Here is a 23,709-nt window from a genome sequence, read left to right as displayed (position 1 = left end):
TGCGCGCTCCTCCTGCGGGGACGCCCCTGCGCGCCCCCGCTCCCCGCACACCTGCCACCACCCGCCCCGGGCGAGGGCACGCCTGACACCACCCGTGCACCTGCCACCGCCCCCTGGGCCGGGGCCGGAGGGGTTCGCCTGTCACCGCCTCCTGGGCCGGGGTGGAGTGGGCGGGGTGGGGACCCGCAGGAGGGTCCCCGCAGGAGGAGCGCGCAACCACCCTCCACCGCGTGCGGTGCCCGCAGGCGCGACGACGAGGAGTCACTCCGGAGGGGCACCGCCCCGACCACTCCGCCCCGGCCCAGGGACACCACCCAGCCCCGCCGGCGATTGAGGCGCGGGGTCCGGGGCGGATCCCCGGCAGCGGGGCCGCAGGTCTAGAGGGCCGACTTCAGGGCCCGGACCAGGGCCTGCGCCCGCGGGTCGGCCGTGACCGACTTGGCGTGGGCGTTGGTGACGTACCCGAAGCCGATGCCGGCCTCCGGGTCCGCGAAGGCCAGCGAGCCGCCGCGGCCCGGGTGCCCGAAGGAGGCCAGGGAGAGCAGCGGGGAGGCGGGGCCGTGCAGCATGTAGCCGGGGCCGAAGCGGGTGTTCACGATCAGCACCCGGTCGGGGCCCGAGGACAGCTCCCGGCCGGCCAGCGCGGTGGTCTCCGGGGTGAAGACGCGGGCGCCGTCCTCGACCACGCCGATGGTGGCCCCGTAGAAGCGGGCCAGGGCGCGGGCCGTGCCGATGCCGGCCGACCCGGGGAGCTCTGCGGCCTGGTAGGCGGGGTCGTTCTCGTCCGGCTGGGGGTCGATGGCCGCGAAGGCGCGGCGGGTGAGGGAGTCCGGGTCGGCGTAGGCCTCGGAGACGTTCCGCCGCGGCCGGGTCCTGAGCAGGCCCGCGCGCTCCGGCGGGTCCACGGGCGCCACCCGCCCCACCCGGTGGGCCTCGGCCTCCGGCAGGCCTATCCAGAAGTCCAGGCCCAGCGGCTCGGCGATCTCCTCCGCGAGGAACGATCCGATGGTGCGGCCGGTCGCCCGCAGGACCAGCTCGGACAGCAGCCAGCTGAAGGTCTGCGCGTGGTACCCGTGCTCGGTGCCGGGCTCCCAGAAGGGCTGCTGCGCGGCGACCGCACGGGCCCCGCTGACCCCGTCCGCGGCCTCGGCCACGGTCAGCCCCCGGTCCAGCGCGGGGACGCCGGCCCGGTGGGCGAGCAGGTCGCGCACCAGGGCCCGGTCCTTGCCGCCCGCCTTGAACTCGGGCCAGTACGAGCCCACCGGCGCGTCCAGGTCCAGCAGCCCGCGCTGGTGCAGCAGCAGCGGCACCGCGGCGGCCACGCCCTTGGTGGCGGAGCGGACTATCTGCGCGGTGTCCTCGCCCCAGGGCTCGGAGCCCTCGCCGCCGTCGGCGTCCTTGGTGCCGCCCCACAGGTCGACGACCTTGCGGCCGTCCCGGTAGACGGCCACCGCCGCGCCCCGGTCGCCGAGCACCTCGAAGTTTCGTACGAAAGCCTCGCGGACGGACTCGAAGCCCTCCGCCACCGACCCGTGGACATCCACGTCTACTCCCAGCACCTGCCGCGGCGCCCCGACGGCGCCTACGCCACGATGCAACGTCTGCCGGGCGGCCCTGCCTCCCGGCGCCGGTCAGTGCGAGGGGTGCGTCACAAGGGGCGTGCGCGGGTCGAAGCCGAACGGCAGCTCCAGGCGGTGCGCCCGCATCAGCTCCTCGTCGCACAGCAGTTCCTGGGTGCGGCCGTCGGCGGCGATGACCCCGTCGCTGAGGATCACCGAGCGGGGGCACAGCTCCAGCGCGTACGGCAGGTCGTGGGTCACCATCAGCACGGTCACGTCGAGCGAGCGCAGGATGTCCGCGAGCTCGCGGCGCGAGGCCGGGTCGAGGTTGGAGGACGGCTCGTCGAGGACGAGGATCTCCGGCCGCATCGCGAGGACCGTGGCGACGGCCACGCGGCGGCGCTGGCCGAAGGACAGGTGGTGCGGCGGCCGGTCGGCGAAGTCCGCCATGCCGACCTGCTCCAGCGCCCCGCGCACCCGTTCCTCCAGTTCGGCGCCGCGCAGGCCCGCGGCGGCCGGGCCGAAGGCCACGTCCTCGCGGACGGTCGGCATGAACAGCTGGTCGTCGGGGTCCTGGAAGACGATCCCGACGCGGCGGCGGATCTCGGCGAGATTGCGCTTCTCCACCGGCAGTCCGGCCACGGTGACCGAGCCGACCCCGCCGCCGAGGATGCCGTTGAGGTGCAGCACGAGGGTGGTCTTGCCGGCGCCGTTGGGGCCGAGCAGGGCGACCCGCTCGCCGCGCCCGACGCTCAGGTCCACGCCGAAGAGGGCCTGGTGTCCGTCGGGGTAGGCGTAGGCGAGGCCGGTCACCTGGAGGGAGGGAACAGCAGCAGCGGGAACAGGGGTCACAGTGACCATCCCATCAGACAGACGGCGAGGGCCGTCACCGGGAGCACGGCCGCGTACGCCCACTGGGCGCGGGTGGCCACGACGTCGTCGATCACCGGCATAGAGCCGGCGTAGCCGCGGCTGACCATCGCGAGGTAGACCCGCTCGCCGCGTTCGTAGGAGCGGATGAACAGCGCGCCGGCGGTCTTGGCCAGCACCCCCCAGTGGCGGATGCCGCTGGCCTCGAAGCCGCGCGAGCGCCGCGCGATGGACATCCGGCGCAGCTCGTCGCTGATGACGTCCCCGTACCGGATCATGAAGGAGGCGATCTGTACGAGCAGCGGGGGCAGTTTCAGCCGCTGCAGGCCGAGCAGCAGTGCCCGCAGTTCCGTCGTCGAGGCGAGCAGGACGGAGGCGGCGACGCCGAGGGTGCCCTTGGCCAGGACGTTCCAGGCGCCCCACAGGCCGGAGACGCTCAGCGACATGCCGAGGACCTCCACGCGTTCGCCCTGTGCGACGAACGGCATGAGCACGGCGAAGGCGACGAAGGGGATCTCGATCAGCAGCCTGCGCAGCAGGAAGCCGGCCGGGATGCGGGCGGCGGCCGCGGCGGCCGCGATCAGGAGCGCGTACACCCCGAAGGCCCACACCGCCTCGCGCGGTGTGGAGACGACGGCCACGACGAAGGCGAAGGTCGCCGCCAGCTTGCAGTGCGGGGGCAGGTCGTGGACGGGGGTGTGGGCGTGCCGGTAGAGCTTGTGGGCGTGTCCCGCGCCCATCAGACGGCTGCCGACGGCTCGGTCGCGGCTGCCGACGGCTCGGTCGTGCGGCGGCGGCGCACGGTCCAGAAGATCCCGGTGCCCACGGCGACGGTAGCGCCGACGCCGAGGGCGCCCGCGAGGCCGCCGGAGAGGCGGGCGTCGGCGACGTCCTTGACGGAGTAGTCGGCGAGCGGGGAGTCCTTGGCGGCGTGCTCCTGGACCTTGGCGTCGATGCCCTGGTCGGCGGCGACCTTCTCCAGGCCGTCGGGGCTGGCGGAGGCGTAGAAGGAGACGAAGCCGGCCAGCGCGAGGGCGGTGACCAGGCCGGTGACCCACACCTTCGTGGTGGAGCGGGCGGCGGCGGGCGCCGCGGCCGCGGGGGCGTCGACCAGTTCGCCGCCGACGCGCAGCTTCAGCGGGTTGCCGAGCCCGCGCGCGCCGTGCACCAGGTCGGGGCGTACGGCGATCACGGCACCCACGGTCGCCGCGGTGATGGCGGCCTCGCCGATGCCGATGAGCACGTGCACGCCGACCATCGCGGTGAGGACCTTGCCGATGGGAACGTCGGTGGTGCCGCCGACGGCGTAGACCGCGGTGAAGGCGGCGGCCGCGCCCGGGACGGAGAGCAGGGCTCCGGCGAAGGCGGCGACGGTAACCGAGCGGCGGGTGGAGGGGAGCACCTTGAGGAGCCCGCGGAAGACGGCGTAGGCCACGACGACGGTGACGACGCCCATGACGGTGATGTTGACGCCGAGGGCGGTCAGGCCGCCGTCGGCGAAGAGGATGCCCTGCATGAGGAGGACCACCGACACGCACAGGACGCCGGTGTACGGGCCGACGAGTATCGCGGCGAGCGCCCCTCCGAGCAGGTGCCCGCTGGTGCCGGCGGCGACGGGGAAGTTGAGCATCTGCACGGCGAAGATGAAGGCGGCGACGAGTCCGGCGAGCGGCGCGGTGCGCTCGTCGAGCTCGCGGCGGGCGCCTCGCAGGCTGACGGCGACCGCGCCGGCCGCCGCGACTCCGGCGGCCACCGATACGGGTGCGTTGATGAATCCGTCGGGCACGTGCATGGGGGCTCCGCTTTCTCGCAGTTTTCAGCCGTCCAAGAATAGTGCCTAGTTGCAAACCGTTGGCAACAGCGTCGTCGCAACAAATGGCCCCGTGCGGTTTCGTGGGAATGTGCGAGGCTGGAGGACAAACGGACGCAGATGTTCCGAAAAGAGGAGTCTTGTCGTGTCAGCCACCGCCGAGAATCCCCCAGCGACCGCCACCTCCGTCGAGGAGCGCGTGATCGCGCGCGTGATCAGCGACGACCCTCTCTACCGGAAGATTCCGGTGGCCCTGCGCTTCGCCGAGTCCGAGCCGCTGGCCGTACGGATCGTCTTCCCCGCCGAGCTGTCCCCCGAGGGCACGGAGAACGAGTGGGTGTTTCCCCGCGCCCTGCTCGAAGCCGGGCTCCAGGCGCCGACGGGGACCGGGGACGTACGCGTCTGGCCCTGCGGCCGCGTCCAGGCGGTCGTCGAGTTCCACTCCCCCGACGGAGTGGCGGTGGTGCAGTTCGACATCGCGGCCCTGCGGCGCTTCCTGCGCCGGACCAACGCCCCGGCCCCCGCGGGGCGCCGGCTCGCCTGAACGGGTCCGGCCCCGCACCCCCGGTGATCAGGGGGTGCGGGGCCGGAACCGTCGTGCGGGTTTCGGTTACGCGTTGACCAGCTCGCGGTCCTTGTCCGGACCCTCCGGGCCGTCCGCGGACTCCTCGGCCAGGTGCTTGCGCAGGCTCTCGCCCTCGACGTCGACGTTCGGCAGGAGCCGGTCGAGCCACTTCGGCAGCCACCAGGCCTTGTGGCCGAGCAGGGCGAGCACCGCCGGGACGATGGTCATGCGGACCACGAAGGCGTCGAAGAAGACGGCGACGGCCAGGCCGAAGCCGATCATCTTGACCATCTGCTCGCTGGCCCCGATGAAGCCCGCGAACACCGCGATCATGATGACGGCGGCGGCCACGACCACCCGGGCGCTGTACTGGAAGCCGGTCACCACGGCCTGGCCGGGGCGCTCGCCGTGGACGTACGCCTCACGCATGCGGGTGACGAGGAAGACCTCGTAGTCCATGGCCAGACCGAAGACCACGCCCACCATGAAGATCGGCATCATCGACATGATCGGACCGGTCTGCTCCACGCCGAAGAGCGAGCCGAGCCAGCCCCACTGGAAGACCGCGACGACCGCGCCGAGGGCGGCGACGACGGAGAGCAGGAAGCCGAGGGCCGCCTTGAGCGGGACCAGGACCGAGCGGAACACCAGCATCAGGAGCAGGAAGGCGAGGCCGACGACGAGCGCGAGGTAGGGCAGCAGCGCGTCGTTCATCTTCTGCGAGAAGTCGATGTTCATGGCGGTGGCGCCGGTGACGAGGACCTCGTCACCGCTGCCGGCGCGGATCTGGTGGACCAGGTCCTCGGTCTGCGTGGAGGAGGGCCGGTCCTTCGGGATCACGTTGATGATCGCCGCGTCGCCGTCCTTGTTGAGCATCGGCGGGGTGACCGCGGCCACGCCGTCGAGGCCCTTGATCCGGTCGGCGGTCTTGTCGGCGAGTTCCTTGCCGCCGTCGACGACCACCATCAGCGGACCGTTGAAGCCGGGGCCGAAGCCGTCGGACAGCAGGTCGTACGCCTTGCGCTGGGTGGTGGAGACCGGCTGGGAGCCGTCGTCCGGCAGGCCCATCTCCAGCTTGCTCGCGGGGATCGCGATGACGCCGAGTCCGATCACACCGGCCAGCAGCACCATGACGGGGCGGCGCAGCACGAAGCGGGCCCAGCGGGTGCCGCCGTTGACCTTGGGCTTGCCGCCCGCGGGCCTGCCCTTGCCGAAGAGCTTGCTCTTCTGGCCGGCCGGCAGGACCTTCTTGCCGGCGAAACCGAGGATGGCCGGGACCAGGGTCAGTGCCACGAGGACCGCGATGACCACGGTGCCGGCGGCCGCCGCGCCCATCTTGGTCAGCATCGGGATGTTGACGACGGCCAGGCCCACGAGGGCGATGACCACGGTCAGACCGGCGAAGACGACGGCGGAACCGGCGGTTCCGGCGGCGCGGCCGGCGGCCTCGTCGCGCTCCCGGCCCTCGGCGAGCTCCGCGCGGTAGCGGGAGACGATGAAGAGGGCGTAGTCGATGCCGACCGCGAGGCCGATCATCATCGCGAGGGTGGAGGTGGTGGAGCCGAGGTCGAGCACGTTCGCGAGCGCGGTGATGGAGGAGACTCCGATGCCCACGCCGATCAGCGCGGTCAGCAGCGGCAGGCCGGCCGCGATCAGCGAGCCGAAGGTGATGACGAGGACGATCGCGGCGATCAGGATGCCGATGACCTCGCCGGAGCCGGTCTCGGGCGCCGCCATCAGGGCGTCACCGCCGATCTCGACGGTCAGGCCGTGCTCCTGGGCCTCCTTGCCGGAGTCCTTCAGCGCGTCGCGGGTCGCGTCGGTCAGCTCCATGCCGCTGACCTTGTACTTGGTGCTGATGTAGGTCGTCGAACCGTCCTGGCTCACGGCCTGCGCCTGGTACGGGTCGGTGACCGAGGAGATCTGGTCCTTGCCCGGACCGGACTTGAGGTCGTCGATGATCTTCTGGACCTCGGCCTTGGGGCCGGGGTCGGTGACCTTCGCGCCCGCCGGGGCCTTGATGACGATACGGGCGGTGGCGCCGTCGGCGGCCATGCCCGGGAAGCGCTCGTCCAGCAGGTCGAAGGCCTTCTGGGCCTCCGTGCCGGGGATCGAGAAGGAACCGGAGCTGGGTGCGCCGGCCGAGGCCGCGCCGAATCCGGCGGCGAACAGCAGCGCCACCCATATGAGGGCGACGATGCCCCGGCGCCTGAAGGCGCCGCGGCCGAGCCGGTAGAGGAAGGTGGCCACGAGGGTGGTTCTCCCGTTCAGGTCGTGGGATGGAAGGGCAGGATGAGCCGGCCCGACGACGAGAGCGGCGTGTCAGGAGCAGCAGCGAGCGACGAGCTGGGGGACGGGGTGCAACGGGGAGGATCAGACGCCGAGGGCGGGGAACACCACGGCGTCGATGAAGTCACCGAGGAAGGTCCGGTCCACCGGACGGTCCTCGATCAGCGGGAGCGCGATGAACGCCCCGATGAGCATGTGCGGCACGAAGTCGAGGGCACGGCAGTCCGGGCTGATCTCGCCCCGGTCCACGGCGCGCCGCAGCATCAGCTGGAGACCGTTGATCTCCGGGTCGACGAGCAGCTCGCGCAGTGCCTTGTGGAGTTCCGGGCTCTCGTGGATGGCGTGGGTCAGACCCCGCATGAGGGCGGTGTCCTTGGCCATCTGCGCGTCGTCGGAGTGCTCCACCATGCGCGCGAAGTCTCCGCGCAGGGTGCCCGTGTCGATCTCCCGCAGCGAGACGGGCTGCGTACATCGCAGGGCTTTGGCGACCAGCTCCGGCTTGCTCCCCCACTGGCGGTAGAGGGTGGCCTTGCTGGACTTCGTACGGGCGGCGATGGCGTCCATGGTCAGCGCCTCGTAGCCGACGTCACGCAGGAGGTCGAGGACCGCCTCGTGCAGTTCGGCCTGTCGTTCGGGGGTGATCCGGCTGCGCCTCGGCGCGTTCGCCTCGGTCATCTCCACACCTCCCATTCGAACGAAACGACTTCGTACTCATAAGACCATACCTCCCCGCTCAGCGAAACGAAACCGTTCCGTTTCGCTAGTGGAGGTGGTCTGGATCACCTGTACGAGTTGCCAGGCCCCCCTGGCGCGGAAAGCATTGGGGGGTGAGTCACGACGTCGCGTACCTCCGCTTCCCGCACCTGCACGACGACCTGCTGTGCTTCGCATCCGAGGACGATCTCTGGGTCGCGCCCCTGGTTCCCCCTGGAGATCCGGTCGGCCGGGCCTGGCGCCTGACCGTCGACCGGACGAGGGTCAGCCACCCCCGCTTCTCCCCCGACGGCAGCCACATCGCCTACACCAACTGGCGCAGCCTCGACCCGGAGATCCACCTGGCCCCGGTGGACGGCGGGCCCGTCCGCCGGCTCAGCTACTGGGGCGCCACCGACACCCGCGTCTGCGGGTGGGACCCGGACGGCAACGTCCTCGCGGTCTCCTCGCAGAACCAGCCCTTCTCCTACTACTCCTGGGCCTACAAGGTGCCGGTGGACGGCAGCCCCGGCGGGCGCCTGCCCTGGGGGCCCGTCTCCGACATCCAGGTCGCCGACATCGACGGCGAGCACCGCACGCTGCTGCTCACCGGCAAGCCCCCGCACGAGCCCGCCGCCTGGAAGCGCTACCGGGGCGGTGCCACCGGCCGGCTGTGGCTGCACGGCAAGCGGCTGCTGGAGGACCTGGAGGGCCACCTCGACGCCGCGATGTTCGTGGACGGCCGCATCGCCTTCCTCTCCGACCACGAGGGCATCGGCAACCTGTACTCCTGCCGGCACGACGGCACCGACCTGCGCCGCCACACCGACCACGAGGAGTTCTACGCCCGGCACGCCTCAAGCGACGGCCGCCGGGTCGTCTACCAGTGCGCCGGGGAGATCTGGCTCGTCGACTCCCTCGCCCCCGACGCCGTCCCGCGCAGGCTCGACGTCCGGCTCGGCGGCCCGCGCGCCGGCCGGCGCACCTACCAGGTCCCGGCCGCCAGCCACGTCGACTCCCTCTCCGTCGACACCACCGGGCGGGCCAGCGCCGTCGTCGTGCGCGGCAGCCTGTACTGGCTGACGCACCGCGACGGGCCGGCCCGGACCATCGCCGACACCCCGGGCGTACGCGTTCGGCTGCCCGAGATGCTCGGCTCCGGCGGCCAGGTCGCCTACGTGACGGACGCCGAGGGCGAGGACGCGATCGAGATCGCCTACCTGCCCCGGGCCTCCGGCGACCGGGAGCCGCGCCGGCTCGCCTCCGGCGCGCTGGGCCGCGTACTGGAACTGCTGTCCGACCCGGACGGGGAACGCCTCGCGATCGCCTCCCACGACGGGCGGCTGCTGCTCATCGACGCCACGGAGGAGTCCGACGGGGAGGTCACCGAGCTCATCCGGTCCATCAACGGGCCCGTCACCGACCTGGCGTTCTCCCCCGACGGGGCCTGGCTGACCTGGTCGCACCCCGGCATCGGGCGCTCGCTGCGGCAGATCAAGATGGCCCGGATCTCCGGTCCCGGACCGCGCGTCATCGTCGACGTCACCAACGGCCGCTTCGAGGACGAGAACCCGGTCTTCACCCGGGACGGCCGCTACCTGGCCTTCCTGTCCTGGCGCGGCTTCGACCCGGTCTACGACGTGCACACCGGCGACCTCTCCTTCCCGCTGGGCTGCCGCCCCTACCTGGTGCCGCTGTCCTCGGCCACCCCCTCCCCCTTCGCGCTCTCCGCCGAGGGCCGGCCCGCCGCGGGCGGACTCGACCCGGCGGAGGGCGACACGGGCGACGGCACGGTGACCGTGGAGGTGGAGGGGCTGGAGAGCCGGGTCACGCCCTTCCCCGTGACCGCGTCCAAGTACTCGGCCCTGTACCCGGTGAGCGGCGGCGGGCTGGTCTGGCTGCGCTGGCCCATCTCGGGCGCGCTCGGCGAGACCTTCGCCAACCCGAACGACATCAGCGGCAAACCGACGCTGGAGTACTTCGACCTCACCAAGGCCCGCAAGACGGAACTGGCCTCCGGGCTCGACTGGTTCGCGGTCAGCGGCGACGGCACCCGGCTCGTCGTCAACGACGACGGCGACCTGCGCGCGGCCCCCGCCACCGAGTCCGGCGACAGCGATTCGACGGTCTACCTCGACCTGCGGCGCATCCTGCACGAGGTGGACCCGGCGGCCGAGTGGCGCCAGGCCTTCGAGGAGGCCGGCAGGCTCATCCAGGCGTACTTCTGGGAGCCGAAGATGTGCGGCATCGACTGGGACGGCGTACTGCGCCAGTACCGCCCCCTCGTCGAACGGGTCGCCTCCCCGGACGAGTTCGCCGACCTGCTGCGCGAGGTCCTCGGCGAGCTGGGCACCTCGCACGCCTACGTCTCCCCCGCCCGGCGCAACGAGGGACCGCCCCACTACCAGCGGGCCATCGGGCTGCTCGGCGCCAACCTCGTGCACCGGGACGAGGGCTGGGTGGTCAAGCGGATCCTGCCCGGCGAGTCCTCCGACTCCAAGGCCCGCTCCCCGCTGGCCGGCACCGGCATCCGGGAGGGCGCGGTCCTCACCCACGTCGACGGCCGGCCCGTGGACCCGGTGACCGGGCCCTACCCGCTGCTGTCGGCGGCGGGCGGCACCACCGTCGAGCTGACCTTCACCCCCGCCGAGGGGGACGGCCCGGCCCGCCGGGTGGCGATCGTGCCGCTGATCGACGAACGGCCGCTGCGCTACCAGGACTGGGTGGCCAAGCGGCGCGCGGTCGTCCGCGAACTCAGCGGCGGCCGGTGCGGCTATCTGCACATCCCCGACATGGGCGGCTCGGGCTGGGCCCAGTTCAACCGCGACCTGCGCATGGAGATGTCCCGGCCCGCGCTGATCGTGGACGTGCGCGGCAACGCGGGCGGTCACATCAGCGAGCTGGTGGTGGAGAAACTGACCCGCTCGATCCTCGGCTGGGACCTCACGCGCAACGCTCAGCCCGTGTCGTACGCCTCCAACGCGCCCCGCGGTCCGATCGTGGCCCTCGCCGACGAGGCGACCTCCTCGGACGGCGACATGATCACCGCGGCCTTCAAACTGCTGGGCCTGGGCCCGGTGGTCGGCCAGCGCACCTGGGGCGGGGTGGTCGGCATGACGGGCCGGCACACCCTCGGCGACGGCACGGTGATCACGGTGCCGATGAACGCCGCCTGGTTCCCGGAGTACGGCTGGTCGGTGGAGAACCACGGCGTGGAGCCGGACCTGGAGATCCTGCGCACGCCGCTCGACTGGGCGGAGGGCCGGCATGCCCAGCTCGACGACGCCGTGCACCTGGCGCTGGAACTGCTCGAACAGGACCCGGCCGCGATCCCGCCCGGCTACACCGACGTGCCCGACCGCCGCCGCCCGAAGCTGCCGCCGCGGTAGCCGGGCCCGGTAGCCGGTACGCCGGGCACACGGAACCGGTACGCCGGGCACACGGAAGGGGCGCGGTTCCCGCGACGGCGGGAACCGCGCCTCTGGGCGCCGTACGGACCGCGGTCAGGCCTCGAAGTCGTCGTCGAACCGGGCGCGGGCCTTGTCGTCCGCCCCCTGCGCCTTCCTCCTCGCCTGTTCCGCGGCCTGCGAAGAGCGTTCGGCGGTTTCGTCCTCGGCTCCGGCGGCCTGCGAGTTCGCCTTCTGCGCGAGCCGTTCGGCCTTGTCCTGGAACTGGTCCTTGATACCCATGCTTCTCACTCCGTGCGGGGGGGTGGGTGGTCGGGCCCGACCAGACTTGCACGGCCGGGCGGACCCCGCATTTCGATCAGCGGCCCACGGTGCGTTCCTTCTCGTCCGCGGCCCCGCCGGCCCCCACGAGCCCCTTGGAGACACCGGCCAGTCGCGGTTCGAAGCGCTTCATCTCGCGCTGTCCGACCGTCGCGATGACCCCCGGCAGGTAGCCGCGCATCCCCTGCATCCCGCGCAGCCACCACTGCGCGTACACGTGGGCCGAGCGCCGCTCGATGCCCGCCACGATCCGGTCGACGGCCGGGCCGAGCGGGTAGGTGCGGTTGGACGGCCACGGCAGCCGCTGGCGCAGCTCGCGCATCACCTCGTCCTGGTCGGCGCCGCGCACCATGTCGGTGTCGGTCCAGGAGAGGTAGCCGACGCCGACCTTGACGCCCTTGTGGCCGACCTCGGCGCGCAGGCAGTGCGCGAAGGCCTCGACGCCCGACTTGGAGGCGCAGTACGCGGTCATCATCGGGGCCGGGGTGATCGCGGCGAGCGAGGCGATCTGCAGGAAGTAGCCGCGGCTCTCCGTCAGTACGGGCAGGAACGCGCGGGCCGTGACCGCCCCGCCGATGAGGTTGACCTCGATGACCCGGCGCCAGGCGTCGGGGTCCGAGTCGGCGAACGGCCCGCCGGCGGCGACGCCCGCGTTGGCCACGACGATGTCGACCTTGCCGAAGCGCTGCTTGACCTCCTGGGCGACGCGGGCCATGGCCTCGTGGTCGGTGACGTCGGCGTACCAGTGGTCGCTGTCGGTGTGCAGCCGTTCGGAGACCTCCTTGAGGGCCTCCGGTTCCAGGCCGACGAGCGCGATCCTGGCGCCGCGGGCCGACAGCTTGCGGGCCAGCAGCTCGCCGACGCCGCGGGCGGCGCCGGTGACGACGGCGACCTGGCCTTCCAGACTCCTGCGGGAGCTCATACCGTCTTCTCCTTCACATTCACATCGACGAGTCGGCGTATCACGTCCGTGACGGCTTCGGGCGCCTCGATCGGCGTCATGTGCCCCATGCCGGTCAGCTCGGTCAGCCCGACGCAGTTCGGCAGCGCGGCGGCGAGGCGGCGGGCGTGCGCGACCGGGGTGAGCCGGTCCGCGGTACCGCCGATCACCGCCGTGGGCACGGTCAGCGCGGCCAGGTTCGCGTCGAGGTCGAGCCCCGCCAGCACCTCGGACCACGCGTGCCGCACCTTGGTGGGGCACGCGTGCACGATACGGGCGCAGGCCTCGACCCGGTCGGGTGCGGAGCCGGGGCCCATGGTGGCGTACTTGAGGACCTTCCGGGCGACGGGGGTGACCGGCCCGAGCGGGGCCCGGGAGCCGAGTACCGCGCCGGTGACACGCGTCCGCGCGCGTCCGGCGGCGAGCGGCAGCACCCGCGCCTCCTCGACCAGCCGGGAGCTGCCGGTGCTGCACAGCAGCGCGGCGGCGACGTGCTCGGCGAACTCCGGCCGCCCGGCGGCGGCCATGATCGTCATGCCGCCCATGGAGTGCCCGGCGACGACCGCCCGCTCTCCGGGGGCCAGGGTGGCCCCGAGCACCGCGACGAGGTCGTCGGCGAGGGCGGTCGTACTGTGCGCGGCCGCGGCGGGACTGCGCCCGTGGCCCCGCTGGTCGTAGGCGACGACCCGATGGTCCTTGGCCAGTTCCCTCACCTGGGCGGCCCAGAAGGCGGTGGAACAGGTCCACCCGTGCGCCAGCACCACGGCGGGCGCCCCCTCCTCCCCGTGCACCTCGACGTGCAACCGCGCCCCGTCGGCCGACACCGCGACGGCCTCCCGCCGCGCGGCGGGCGGCGCGTACGGCCCGGAGGTGACGTGCGCTGCGCGACTCATGCCGCACCCTCCCCGGCCTCAGCCGCCGGACCGGCCTTCGGCTCCTTGATGGCCGCCGGCCGCCCCTTCGCCTGCACCTGGTCGATGCGCCGTGCCCCGACCGCCTCACCGGAGGCCGATCCGGCCTCGCCGCCCTTCGAAGCCCCGCCGGGGACGACTCCGGCCCCGCCGGCGTCCGAGGCGCGGGGGTCCGGGGGCACCGCCCCCGGCATCGGCGCCGCACCGGCCCCCACCAGGCGGGGCACCCGCTCGCGCTCCCGGACCCGTACGACCTCGTACTCCGCCAGATCGACGCCTCGCGTCTCCCGCCGGAACTCCCCCGTCGTCCCCGGCCACACCGTCGTGTTGCGCCCCTGCGCGTCGAGGTACCAGCTGGTGCAGCCGCCGGTGTTCCACACCGTCCGCTCCATCCGCGCCTGCACGTGCCGGTTCCACCGGTTCACCGCCGACGGCCGCGCCGCCAGCGCGACCTTCCCCCCGAGCACGCCCAGCTGCCGCAGGTAGTCCGCCATGTAGTTCAGCTGCGACTCGATCATGAGGATCATCGAGCTGTTCCCCAGGCCGGTGTTCGGCCCGATGATCGTCATCCAGTTCGGGAAGCCGGCCGCCGTCGCCCCGCGCAGCGCCTGCATCCCGTCCTTCCAGGCGTCCGCGAGGGTCTGGCCCTCCGCACCCACCACCCGGTCCGCGATCGGCATGTCCGTGACGTGGAAGCCCGTGCCGAAGACGATCGCGTCGACCTCGGTCTCCGTGCCGTCCGCGGCCACCAGCACCGAGCCCCGGATCTCCTTCAGTCCCGAGGCGACCAGGTCCACATTGGGCCGGGCCAGCGCCGGGTAGTACTCGCTCGACAGCAGGATCCGCTTGCAGCCGATCCGGTACGACGGCGTCAGCTTGGCCCGCAGCGCCGGATCCTTGATCGAGCGCGCCATGTTGGCCTTGGCGAGCGACTCGATGAGCCCGAGCTGGTTCGGCCGCTTGGTGAACGCGCTGACCTGGAGCTCCCGGATCCCCCACAGCAGCCCCCGCCGCGCCGCCCGGGTGAACGGCAGCTGCCGGTGCAGCCAGCGCTCCACGGCCGTGATCGCCCGGTCGGTGCGCGGCATCACCCACGGCGGGGTCCGCTGGAACAGCGTGAGGCGCTGCACGTCCGGCGCGATGGCCGGGACGATCTGGATGGCGGAGGCACCCGTACCGATCATGGCGACGCGCTTGCCGGTGAGGTCGTAGTCGTGGTCCCAGCGCGCGGAGTGGAAGACCTTGCCGGAGAACTCGGCGAGCCCCGGGATCTCCGGCATCTTCGGGTCGGACAGCGGCCCGGTGGCGGAGACGACCACGTCGGCGGTGAGGTCCCCGCCCGCCGTCTCGATCTCCCAGCGCAGCTCGTCCGCGTCCCAGCGCATCATCCGGACCTCGTGGTTCAGCCGGATGTGGCGGCGCAGCCCGAAGGTGTCGGCGACGTGCTCCAGGTACGCGCGGATGGCCGGCTGCCCGGAGAACGTCCGCGGCCAGTCGGGGTTGGGCGCGAACGAGAACGAGTACAGATGGGAGGGGACGTCGCACGCGCATCCCGGGTAGCTGTTGTCGCGCCAGGTCCCGCCGACCGATTCGGCCCGCTCCAGTACGACGAAGTCGGTGATCCCCTCGCGCCGCAGCCGCACGGCCGCGCCGAGCCCGCCGAACCCGGACCCGATCACCGCCACCCGTACGTGCTCCCGCACGCCGTCGCCCTTGCCCATGCCGCCCATGCCGCCGCCTTCCGCATCTGCAACACTGCCAGCAATCACTGGCACAATCGGGAGAGTAGAGCAGGCCCGTACTCATGGGTAGGGGTCGCGCGCGGAAAGTTACCGCCCGTACGCCATAGGCTGCGCCCGTGGCGAAGGATGAGACGGGACCCGACACAGTGCGTGAATACCGTACGGAGGAACTGGCCGAGGCGGCCGGCATCCCCGTGCGCACCCTGCGCTTCTACCGCGAGCGCAAGCTGCTCCCGCCGCCCCGCCGCGTGGGCCGGATCGCCTGGTACGACGAGCACCACCTGGCCCGGCTGCGCACCATCGCCGCCCTGCTGGAACGCGGCCACACCCTCGGCGGCATCGCCGAACTGACCGCCGCCTTCGAGAACGGCCGCGACGCCGGCCAGGTCGGCGAGCTGCTGGGCATCGGCTGGTCGGAGGAGACCCCGGTCCGCCTCTCCCCCGAGACGCTCGCCGACTACTTCGAGGGCGAGGTCACCCCGGAGAACCTGGCCGCCGCGCTCGACCTCGGCTACCTGGCCGTCGACGGCGACGAGATCGTGCACGTGAGCCGCCGGCTGCTCGACGTCTCCTCGGACCTGGTCCGCGAGGGCGTGCCGCTGGCGGTGGTGCTGGAGACGGGCCGCCAGGTCCGCGCGCACGCGGACGCGATGGCGGCCCTCTTCACGGAGCTCATCGCCGCCCACATACCGGGCGAGGACGCCCTGACCCGGCTGCGCCCGCTGGCGAAGAGCGTGGTCGAGGCGGAACTCACGATGGCCATGGACCGCCTGCTGTCCCGCGGTGACGGGAATCAGACCCCGAGTTCGTAGACGACCGTGACCGGCGCGTGGTCGGACCACCGCTCGGGGTGCGTCTCGGCCCGTTCCACGAAGGCCTTCACGGCCCTGGCGGCCAGCCCCGGGGTGGCCACCTGCAGGTCGATGCGCCAGCCGGCGTCGTTGTCGAAGGCCCGCCCGCGGTAGGACCACCAGGAGTACGGGCCCTCGGTGTCCGGGTGCAGCGCGCGCACGACGTCCACGTACCCGGTCTCCGCGTACACCTTGCCGAGCCACTCCCGCTCCTCGGGCAGGAAGCCGGCGCTCTTCCGGTTGGTCTTCCAGTTCTTGAGGTCGGCTTCGCGGTGGCAGATGTTCCAGTCGCCGCACACGACGACCTCACGCCCGTCGGCGGCGGCCCGCACCTTCAGCTCCGCGAGGTAGGCGCGGAACTCCTCCATGAACCGGTACTTCTCGTCCTGCTTCGCGGTCCCGGCCTCGCCGGAGGGCAGGTAGAGGCTGGCCACGGTCACGCCGGGCAGATCGATCTCGATGTAGCGCCCGCTCGCGTCGAACTCGTCACTCCCGAACCCGACCCGCACCCGCTCGGGCTCCCGCCGCGTGTACAGCGCGACACCCGCCCGCCCCTTCACCGCGGCCGGCGCGAACACGGTGTGCCACCCCTCGGGCTTGCGGGCCTCCTCCGGGATCTGCTCCTCCTCGGCCCGCACCTCCTGCAGGCAGACCACGTCGGCGTCGGACCCGGCCAGCCAGGGGACGAAGCCCTTCTTGGCCGCGGCGCGGATCCCATTCACATTCACGGAGGTAACGGTGAGCATCCCAGCACCATAGCCGGAGCGTTCCGTACGATATTCGAATGTCTCACGGTATAAACCTCCGCGCCGTGCCGTACGACCACCCGGACGCGGTCAAGCTCAACGACCAGGTACAGCTCGAATACCGGGAGCGGTACGACGGCGAGGGTGACGAAACGTTCCTCGACCCGGCGATGTTCGTGCCTCCGCAGGGCCTCTACCTCCTCGCGTACGACGCCTCGGGCGCCCCGGTCGCGAGCGGGGGCTGGCGCAGCCAGGAGGAGAACGAGGAGGGCTACGCGGACGGCGACGCCGAGCTGAAGCGCATGTACGTCGTCCCGGAGGCCCGCGGCCTGGGCCTGGCCCGCCGCATCCTGGCCACCCTGGAGGACGACGCCCGCGAGGCGGGCCGCACCCGCATGGTCCTGGAAACGGGCGACCAGCAGCCGGAGGCGATCGCCCTGTACCTCTCGTCGGACTACGCGATGTGCCCCAAGTTCGGCTTCTACCGCGAGTACGACTCAAGCCGCTGCATGTCCAAGCCGTTGCGCTAGCACGGCCCCACCGAACAAACCCGGCCCCGCCGGGACCACTCCAATCCCGGCCAGGGCCACTCCAGCCCGCCGGGGAACACTCCAGCCCCGGCCAGGGCCATTCCAGCCCCGCCGGCGTTTGAGGCGCGGGGGCCCGGGGGCAGCGCCCCCGGCAACGGCGCCGCACCCGCACGGCCGCCCACCCCCACCAGGACCCTCCAACCCCGCCGGGAAGCACTCCAGCCCTGGCCAGGGCCACTCCAGCCCCGCCGGCGATTGAGGCGCGGGGGCCCGGGGGCAGCGCACCCGGCAACGGCGCCGCACCCGCACGGCCGCCCACCCCCGCCAGGGCCACTACAGCCCCGCCGGGGAACACTCCAGCCCCGCCGGCGATTGAGGCGCGGGGGCCCGGGGGCAGCGCACCCGGCAACCGCGCCGCACCCGCAAACCGCTACCCCCGCGGGAGCCAGACGGCCTCGTCCGCGCCCCACCGGGACGGCCCCCGCTCCCACTCCCCGAAGGGACTCGCGGCGTACCGCAGCACCCCGTACCCCGAGCCCACCTCCCGCAGCCACGGCCCGGCCGAGTACGCCCCGCGCCCGCACCGGCCCCCGGCCAGCCCCCGTACCAGCCACGACGCCGTCCCCGCGAGGGAGAACCGCAGCCCCCGCCCGCCCCCCTCCGCGAGCGCCCTCAGCACACCGGCCGCCACGAGGTACCCCGTCCCGTGGTCCAGCGCCTGCGCCGGCAACACCCCCGGCCCCCCAATCCCACCCCCACCCCCACCCCCATCCGCACACGCCGCCGCGATCCCGTACCCCGCCTGCACCAGCGAGTCGAACCCCCGGCGCCCCGCCCAGGGGCCCCACTCCCGCCACCCCCACGCGCACAGCTCGGCCACCACCAGCCCCGGCCACCGCTCCAGCAGCTCCGCCGCGCCCAGCCCGTACCGCTCCAGCGCGCCCGGCCGGTACCCCGAGACCACCACGTCGGCCTCCGCCAGCAGCCCCTCGAACACCTCCCGGTCCCCCGCCACCGCCAGGTCCAGCCGCGCCGACCGCTTCCCGAAGCCGGTGTCCGCGTACGCGTCGTCCGCCTCCGGCAGCCGCGGCGAGTCGATGCGCAGCACGTCCGCGCCCAGCACCCCGAGCGTCCGCGTGGCCACCGGCCCGGCGATGACGCGGGTCAGGTCCAGCACCCGCACCCCGGCCGCGGGCCGCCCGGCGGGGGCGGGCCCGAGCGGCCGCCCCCGCGCGCCCGAGTCCCGTACGGGCTCCACAAGCGGCTGCGGTTCCCCGTACTCCGCGGCCACGGCGACGGCCAGCCCGCCCCCCGCGTACACCAGCTCCTGCACTTCGACGGCCGGCCGCCCCGCCACGGCGGCCCGCAGCGCCTCCGGCGTCGCCGACGGCAGTCCGAGCGCCCGCACCAACGCCGCCTCGTGATGCGGATAGTTGGCGTGCGTCCGCACCCACCCGTCGGCCGCCCGCCAGAAGCCCGACAGCGGCGCGAAGTTCACCGGCGCCCGCCCCGCCACCCTCAGGTGCCGCTCGCTGACGAACGCCGTCGCCACCGCGCCTTCGTCCACCACCACCGGAGGCACGTCCCGCGGCCCGCCCCCGGCCCGTACGGCGGCCAGCTCGGCCGCCGCCAGCGCACACGCCCCGACCGTGGACCGCGCCAACTCCGCGACCGGCAGCGGCCCTTCCCCCAGGTTCCCGGCCCCCCGGTACCGCACGCGCCCGGCGATCCCCGGCGCCCCGCCGATCGCCGCCCAGGCCTGCGCGACGCCCCCGCCCTGCCCTTGCCCCTGCCCACCCGCACCAGCGCTCGTCATGGCCCCATTCTGCGAGCCCCCGCCGCCCCCTCGGCCTGATCCCGGTCACCGCCTGGGAGTTACCTCCGGCCGGGCGCCAAAGGACCCCGGAAAACGCCGAGATCCCGCCCGGTCTTCCGACTGGACGGGATCTCATGACGTTCCCGAGAGCTACTCGCGAACTGTCGTTTGTGGACCTGTGGGGATTTGAACCCCAGACCCCCTCGATGCGAACGAGGTGCGCTACCAGACTGCGCCACAGGCCCTTGCGACGTGTGAAACATTAGCATCCCCGCGCCGGTGCTCCAAAACGCGTATCCAGGAGCGTCCGCGCAGGTCACCGATCACTCGTTCGCGGCGCGCGGGCGGTCGTCGCTCTCGTACTGGTCGAACAGCGGTGTGCGACCCCGGCCCTGGCCGCGCGGGCGCGGGGTGGACTGGGGCTTCGGCTCCGCCTTCGGGGGCGTCGGCTGCTGCTGCAGCTGGGCGCGCAGGCGGGGGTCCGTCGGTTCGGCCGTGCTGGAGCGGGTCGCGCTCCAGGCGTCCGGGGTCGCGGGGCCCGTGGCGCGCGGGGCCACTGGGGCCGTCACGTACGTCGGCAGCGGGACCGGCACCGGCTCCCAGCTGTCACCGCGCGCGGCGCCGCGGTCGCGTTCGCGCTGCTGGTCCACCCACTCGGCGTGGTCGGTCTGCTCGACCAGCGCGCGCCGCCCGGCCTCCTGCGGGGAGACCGGTGGCGCGGGGTCCGGTTCGGCGCCCGGCGCGGGGGTCTCCTCGGAGTCACGGCGGCGCGGGCGGTTCTCCCGCAGGCTGCGCGCGGCGGCCTCGGCGCGGCGCCGGTCCATCGTGAACTCGTAGCGGCGCCGCTCCTGGACCCGCAGGTGCACGATGTACGCGCTCAGGAGGAGGGCGGGGACGGCGGGGGCCCACAGGTAGTGCAGACCGCCGACCGCGGCGACGACCGCGCCCAGCGTGAAGGCGAGGAAGAGGAGCGCGGTGGTGCGCCGGCGGCGCGCGAGGACCTGGAGGCGCTGTTCGCGCCGGGCCCGCTCCGCGCGGTGCTCCCGCTCGACGGCGGCCTGCCTCGGCTCCGCCCTGGTCGGGGGCACGCCAAAGGCCCGGGCGTCGGCGTCGACGGAATCAACCGTTTCCGTGACCGCGTCCGGGTCCGCGTGGGGCTGGGGCTCCGCTTCCTCGGCACCGCGCTCACGCAGTCCCTTGGCGTAACGGCGCTCCATTCCCGCCCGGCCGGAAAGCAGCCGAATGGCAGTGGAGAAGCGTTCCGTCGGACGGGCTTCGTTCAGCTCGTCCTGCCTCCGGAGCCACATGGGCACCAAGTAGGCGGCCCAGGCCCCGACAATGACTGCGTAGATGAGGCCGCTGCTGCTCACACCTCACACCGTAGAGGGGCGCGGCCCACGGGATCGGCCAATTGGGCCGGTGTGTCGCGCGATCTCGCTGATATCACGGACTTTTTTTGTGATTCTTCGGATCAGGTTATGGGCAAATCGGTTGTCGGGGCCCTACCGGGCTCGATAAATCGAACAGATAATCGATTATTTATTCCGGCGGCTTATCCGGCTGCCGGGACCGCTGCCAGCGGCGCAGCAGCCCCTCAGGGACCTCCTCCGCCGTGACCGCGTAGACGAGGTGGTCGCGCCAGGCGCCGTCGATGTGCAGGTAGCGGGGGCGCAGCCCCTCCTCGCGCAGGCCCAGCTTCTCCACGACCCGCCGGCTCGGCCCGTTCTCGGGGCGGATGCACACCTCGATCCGGTGCAGTCCGACCTTCGCGAAGCAGTGGTCCACCGCGAGCGCGACCGCCGTGGGCATGACCCCGCGGCCCGCCACGTCGCGGTCCACCCAGTAGCCGACGTGCGCCGCGCACATCGAGCCCCAGGTGATCCCGGCGACGGTGAGCTGGCCGACGAGCCGGCCCTCGTACTCGATGACGAAGGGCAGCATCCGGCCCGCGTTCGCCTCCGCCCGCAGATGGCGGACCATCTGGCGGTACGTCGGCCGCTGTATGACCGGCCCCCAGGGGGCGGGCGGCGGGATGGTGGCCTCCCAGGGCCGCAGCCAGTCCCGGTTGCGCCGGTTGACCTCCCGCCAGGCCTTCTGGTCCCGCAGTTTTATCGGCCGGAGGGTGACGTCGCCGTCGGTCAGGACCACCGGCCAGGTGGGGCCGTTCAGCTCGTGCTCCCGGAGGTTTCCGCCGGTCTGGGGTGGTCGCCGCCCCGGATCTGGTCCACGGCGTGCGGGATGACGCGGGAGAGGACGGCGAGGCCGTCGCGGACGCCGCCCGTGGAACCCGGCAGGTTCACGATCAGGGTGTGCCCGGCCACGCCCGCCAGCCCCCGGGACAGCGCGGCGGTCGGCACCTTCGCCAGGCCCTCCGCGCGGATGGCCTGCGGGATGCCCGGGATCTCGTAGTCCAGCACGCGGGCGGTGGCGTCGGGGGTGCGGTCGGTGGGCGAGATGCCGGTGCCGCCGGTGGTCAGGATGACGTCGTAGCCCGCGGCCACGCCCTCGCGCAGCGCCTGTTCGACGGGATCGCCGTCCGGGACGACCCGGGGGCCGTCCACCGTGAAGCCGAGCTTCTCCAGCGCCTCGGCGAGCAGCGGGCCGCCCTTGTCCTCGTACACGCCCCGCGAGGCGCGGTTCGAGGCCGTGACGACCAGGGCCCGGCCCGTGGAAGCGGGTGCGGGAGCCGCCGGAGCGGCTTCGGCGTGGCTGTGGCTGTGGACCTCGCCGCCGCGCGGGGGGTTCACGAGCGCGCCCAGTCGCCGGACTTGCCGCCGGTCTTCTCCTCCACCCGGACGTCCGTGATGACGGCGCCCTTGTCCACGGCCTTGACCATGTCGATCACGGTGAGTCCGGCGACCGCGACGGCGGTCAGCGCCTCCATCTCGACGCCCGTGCGGTCGGTCGTCCTGACGGTGGCGAGGATCTCGACGGCGTCGTCGGCGACCCTCAGGTCCACCTTCACACCCGAGACAGCCAGCGGGTGGCAGAGCGGAATCAGGTCGGGGGTCTTCTTGGCCCCCATGATCCCGGCGATCCGCGCCGTCGCGAGGGCGTCGCCCTTGGGCACGCCCTCGCCGCGCAGCAGCTCGATCACCCGGGGGGAGACGAGGACCCGTCCGCTGGCACGGGCCGTCCGGGTGGTGACGTCCTTCTCGGAGACGTCGACCATCCGGGCCGCGCCGGCCTCGTCGATGTGGGTCAGCCTGCTCTGGGTACTCATCGCTGTGCCGCTCCGCTCTGGGCCCGCGCGGGGCCTGTGTGGTGCGACACACGCTACCCGCACCGGCCCGGCTTCAGCCGAGCAGGACCACTTCCAGCTCCGTGCCCGGCTCCACCGAAGTGACGTCCTCGGGTACGACCATCAGCGAGTCGGCGTGGGCCAGCGCGGCGATCAGGTGGGAGCCCGATCCGCCGACCGGGCTGACCGTGCCGCTCTCCGCGTCGTACTTGCCGCGCAGGAACTGGCGGCGGCCGGCCGGGGAGCCGAGCGCCTTGTCGGCCTTCAGTACGGCCCGCACGCTGGGGCGGCGCACCTCGGACTCCGGCAGGCCCATGAGCGTGCGGATGGCGGGGCGCACGAAGAGCTCGAAGGAGACGTACGAGGACACCGGGTTGCCGGGCAGGGCCAGCAGCGGGGTGTGGTCCGGGCCGATGGTACCGAAGCCCTGCGGCTTGCCGGGCTGCATGGCGAGCTTGCGGAAGTCCATCCGGCCGGCGTCGATGTCCGCGGCGTCCGTGCCGTCGCCGCCCGTGCCGGACTGTCCGACCGAGGACAGCGCCTCCTTGACCACGTCGTACGCGCCGACGCTGACCCCGCCCGTGGTGACGAGCAGGTCGGCCCGGATCAGCTGGTCCTCGATGGTGGAGCGCAGGGTGTCGGCGTCGTCCGCGACCGCGCCGACCCGGTAGGCGATGGCTCCGGCGTCCCGCGCGGCCGCGGCCAGCGCGAAGCTGTTGGAGTCGTAGATCGTCCCGGCGGCCAGCGCCTCGCCCGGCTGGACCAGTTCACTGCCCGTGGACAGCACGACCACGCGCGGCCTCGGCCGCACCCGGACGGTGCCGCGGCCGATGGCGGCGAGCAGGGCGATCTGCGGCGGGCCGAGCACGGTACCCGCCGCCAGGGCGAGGTCGCCGGCCTGTACGTCGCTGCCGCGCGAGCGGACGTGCGCCCGCGCCTCGGCGGCCCGGTGCACCCGCACCTCGCCGGCCGCGCCCTCGGGGGAGGTACTGGCCGGGGTCATCCCGGAGGCCGCGCCGCCGCCCGTGCCGCCGTCGGTCCACTCGACCGGTACGACGGCTTCCGCTCCGGGCGGCAGCGGGGCGCCGGTCATGATGCGGGCGGCCTCGCCGGGGCCGACGGCGGGCAGCTCACCGCTGCCCGCCGCGACGTCCCCGACGACCGTCAGCACCGCGGGGAACTCCTCACTGGCGCCCTGGACGTCGGCCACCCGGACGGCGTATCCGTCCATGGAGCTGTTGTCGAAGGGCGGGAGGGCGACGGGCACGGTCACGTCCTCGACCAGGACGCAGCCCTGGGCGTCCAGCAGCTGGAGCTCGATCGGCTCCAGCGGGCGGACGGCGGCGAGGACGTCCGCGAGGTGCTCGTCCACGGACCACAGACGGTGGCCGGTCTCCTGCGGTGCGGAACTGCTCAAG

At 73.2% G+C, this 23,709-nt stretch carries 20 protein-coding genes, 1 tRNA gene and 1 pseudogene; 4 read left to right on the top strand and 18 right to left on the bottom strand.

Annotated features, from left to right (window positions below):
* Window positions 1-377: 377 nt before the first annotated feature.
* From ACZ6Y1_RS14610 to ACZ6Y1_RS14595, 4 genes are all read right to left on the bottom strand, one after another.
* The gene (locus ACZ6Y1_RS14610) at window positions 378-1,544 is read right to left on the bottom strand and encodes a serine hydrolase domain-containing protein (protein WP_469627952.1); all 1,167 of its coding nucleotides are present in this window, start codon (window positions 1,542-1,544) and stop codon (window positions 378-380) included.
* An 87-nt stretch (window positions 1,545-1,631) separates the two neighbouring features.
* Window positions 1,632-2,420, bottom strand: coding sequence for an energy-coupling factor ABC transporter ATP-binding protein (locus ACZ6Y1_RS14605; RefSeq protein WP_469627950.1), 789 nt, complete (start codon window positions 2,418-2,420; stop codon window positions 1,632-1,634).
* Window positions 2,408-3,169 (bottom strand): cobalt ECF transporter T component CbiQ, encoded by a 762-nt coding sequence (gene cbiQ / locus ACZ6Y1_RS14600; protein WP_469627948.1) that lies wholly within the window; start codon window positions 3,167-3,169, stop codon window positions 2,408-2,410. Before cbiQ ends, ACZ6Y1_RS14605 begins: the two co-directional genes overlap by 13 nt.
* Window positions 3,169-4,221, bottom strand: a complete 1,053-nt coding sequence (locus ACZ6Y1_RS14595; protein ID WP_469627945.1) for an energy-coupling factor ABC transporter permease — start codon at window positions 4,219-4,221, stop codon at window positions 3,169-3,171. Before ACZ6Y1_RS14595 ends, cbiQ begins: the two co-directional genes overlap by 1 nt.
* Window positions 4,222-4,384: 163 nt before the next feature.
* Between ACZ6Y1_RS14595 and ACZ6Y1_RS14590 the strand changes: the two genes are divergently transcribed.
* Window positions 4,385-4,783 carry an SsgA family sporulation/cell division regulator gene (locus ACZ6Y1_RS14590; protein WP_385122604.1) on the top strand — a complete coding sequence of 133 codons (399 nt, stop codon included), beginning with the start codon at window positions 4,385-4,387 and terminating at the stop codon, window positions 4,781-4,783.
* Between the two features lie 66 nt (window positions 4,784-4,849).
* Here the strand turns inward: ACZ6Y1_RS14590 and ACZ6Y1_RS14585 are convergent, their stop codons facing one another.
* Both ACZ6Y1_RS14585 and ACZ6Y1_RS14580 read right to left on the bottom strand, forming a co-directional pair.
* Window positions 4,850-7,054, bottom strand: coding sequence for an MMPL family transporter (locus ACZ6Y1_RS14585; RefSeq protein ID WP_469627941.1), 2,205 nt, complete (start codon window positions 7,052-7,054; stop codon window positions 4,850-4,852).
* A gap of 123 nt (window positions 7,055-7,177) precedes the next feature.
* Window positions 7,178-7,768, bottom strand: coding sequence for a TetR/AcrR family transcriptional regulator (locus tag ACZ6Y1_RS14580; RefSeq protein ID WP_469627938.1), 591 nt, complete (start codon window positions 7,766-7,768; stop codon window positions 7,178-7,180).
* A 152-nt stretch (window positions 7,769-7,920) separates the two neighbouring features.
* Between ACZ6Y1_RS14580 and ACZ6Y1_RS14575 the strand changes: the two genes are divergently transcribed.
* Complete coding sequence (locus tag ACZ6Y1_RS14575; protein ID WP_469627935.1) at window positions 7,921-11,175, top strand: S41 family peptidase; 3,255 nt, start codon at window positions 7,921-7,923, stop codon at window positions 11,173-11,175.
* A gap of 114 nt (window positions 11,176-11,289) precedes the next feature.
* On the opposite strand, the gene ACZ6Y1_RS14570 is transcribed toward ACZ6Y1_RS14575, so the two are convergent.
* The 4 genes and pseudogenes from ACZ6Y1_RS14570 to ACZ6Y1_RS14555 all read right to left on the bottom strand — a co-directional run.
* Window positions 11,290-11,475, bottom strand: a complete 186-nt coding sequence (locus tag ACZ6Y1_RS14570; RefSeq protein WP_469627932.1) for a hypothetical protein — start codon at window positions 11,473-11,475, stop codon at window positions 11,290-11,292.
* Window positions 11,476-11,551: 76 nt separating this feature from the next.
* A complete protein-coding gene (locus ACZ6Y1_RS14565) occupies window positions 11,552-12,436 on the bottom strand; it encodes an SDR family oxidoreductase (RefSeq protein WP_469627929.1) in 885 nt (294 codons plus the stop codon).
* On the bottom strand, window positions 12,433-13,347 hold the full coding sequence (locus ACZ6Y1_RS14560; protein WP_469627926.1) for an alpha/beta fold hydrolase: 915 nt from the start codon (window positions 13,345-13,347) through the stop codon (window positions 12,433-12,435). The genes ACZ6Y1_RS14565 and ACZ6Y1_RS14560 overlap by 4 nt, the downstream gene beginning before the upstream one ends.
* A gap of 262 nt (window positions 13,348-13,609) precedes the next feature.
* Window positions 13,610-15,086, bottom strand: a pseudogene (locus ACZ6Y1_RS14555) (flavin-containing monooxygenase); the annotation flags it as partial.
* Window positions 15,087-15,223: 137 nt separating this feature from the next.
* Here ACZ6Y1_RS14555 and ACZ6Y1_RS14550 point away from each other — a divergent pair.
* Window positions 15,224-15,919 (top strand): MerR family transcriptional regulator, encoded by a 696-nt coding sequence (locus ACZ6Y1_RS14550; RefSeq protein WP_469627922.1) that lies wholly within the window; start codon window positions 15,224-15,226, stop codon window positions 15,917-15,919.
* Here ACZ6Y1_RS14550 and ACZ6Y1_RS14545 read toward each other — a convergent pair.
* The gene (locus tag ACZ6Y1_RS14545) at window positions 15,901-16,704 is read right to left on the bottom strand and encodes an exodeoxyribonuclease III (RefSeq protein ID WP_469627919.1); all 804 of its coding nucleotides are present in this window, start codon (window positions 16,702-16,704) and stop codon (window positions 15,901-15,903) included. The genes ACZ6Y1_RS14550 and ACZ6Y1_RS14545 overlap by 19 nt on opposite strands.
* A 38-nt stretch (window positions 16,705-16,742) precedes the next feature.
* Between ACZ6Y1_RS14545 and ACZ6Y1_RS14540 the strand changes: the two genes are divergently transcribed.
* Window positions 16,743-17,234: a GNAT family N-acetyltransferase gene (locus ACZ6Y1_RS14540; protein WP_469627916.1), complete on the top strand. Its 492-nt coding sequence runs from the start codon at window positions 16,743-16,745 to the stop codon at window positions 17,232-17,234.
* Between the two features lie 430 nt (window positions 17,235-17,664).
* Here ACZ6Y1_RS14540 and ACZ6Y1_RS14535 read toward each other — a convergent pair whose 3' ends face one another.
* From ACZ6Y1_RS14535 to glp, 7 genes are all read right to left on the bottom strand, one after another.
* Window positions 17,665-19,050, bottom strand: a complete 1,386-nt coding sequence (locus ACZ6Y1_RS14535) for a CoA transferase (RefSeq protein WP_469627912.1) — start codon at window positions 19,048-19,050, stop codon at window positions 17,665-17,667.
* Between the two features lie 171 nt (window positions 19,051-19,221).
* Window positions 19,222-19,295: transfer RNA gene (locus tag ACZ6Y1_RS14530), tRNA-Ala, on the bottom strand.
* Window positions 19,296-19,373: 78 nt separating this feature from the next.
* Complete coding sequence (gene sepX, locus ACZ6Y1_RS14525) at window positions 19,374-20,420, bottom strand: divisome protein SepX/GlpR (protein ID WP_469627909.1); 1,047 nt, start codon at window positions 20,418-20,420, stop codon at window positions 19,374-19,376.
* 169 nt (window positions 20,421-20,589) lie between these two features.
* Window positions 20,590-21,198 (bottom strand): GNAT family N-acetyltransferase, encoded by a 609-nt coding sequence (locus ACZ6Y1_RS14520; protein ID WP_469627906.1) that lies wholly within the window; start codon window positions 21,196-21,198, stop codon window positions 20,590-20,592.
* 17 nt (window positions 21,199-21,215) lie between these two features.
* Entirely contained in the window at window positions 21,216-21,707 is a 492-nt protein-coding gene (locus ACZ6Y1_RS14515; RefSeq protein ID WP_469628297.1) for a MogA/MoaB family molybdenum cofactor biosynthesis protein, read from the bottom strand.
* Window positions 21,708-21,793: 86 nt separating this feature from the next.
* A complete protein-coding gene (gene moaC, locus ACZ6Y1_RS14510) occupies window positions 21,794-22,273 on the bottom strand; it encodes a cyclic pyranopterin monophosphate synthase MoaC (RefSeq protein WP_469627903.1) in 480 nt (159 codons plus the stop codon).
* Between the two features lie 73 nt (window positions 22,274-22,346).
* Window positions 22,347-23,708, bottom strand: coding sequence for a molybdotransferase-like divisome protein Glp (gene glp, locus ACZ6Y1_RS14505; protein WP_469627900.1), 1,362 nt, complete (start codon window positions 23,706-23,708; stop codon window positions 22,347-22,349).
* Between the last annotated feature and the right edge of the window lies 1 nt (window position 23,709).

The sequence above is a fragment of the Streptomyces sp. NPDC053432 genome (assembly GCF_055585365.1).
The sequence above is the reverse complement of the archived record's forward strand: the minus strand, read 5'-3'. Positions and strand labels throughout refer to the sequence as shown.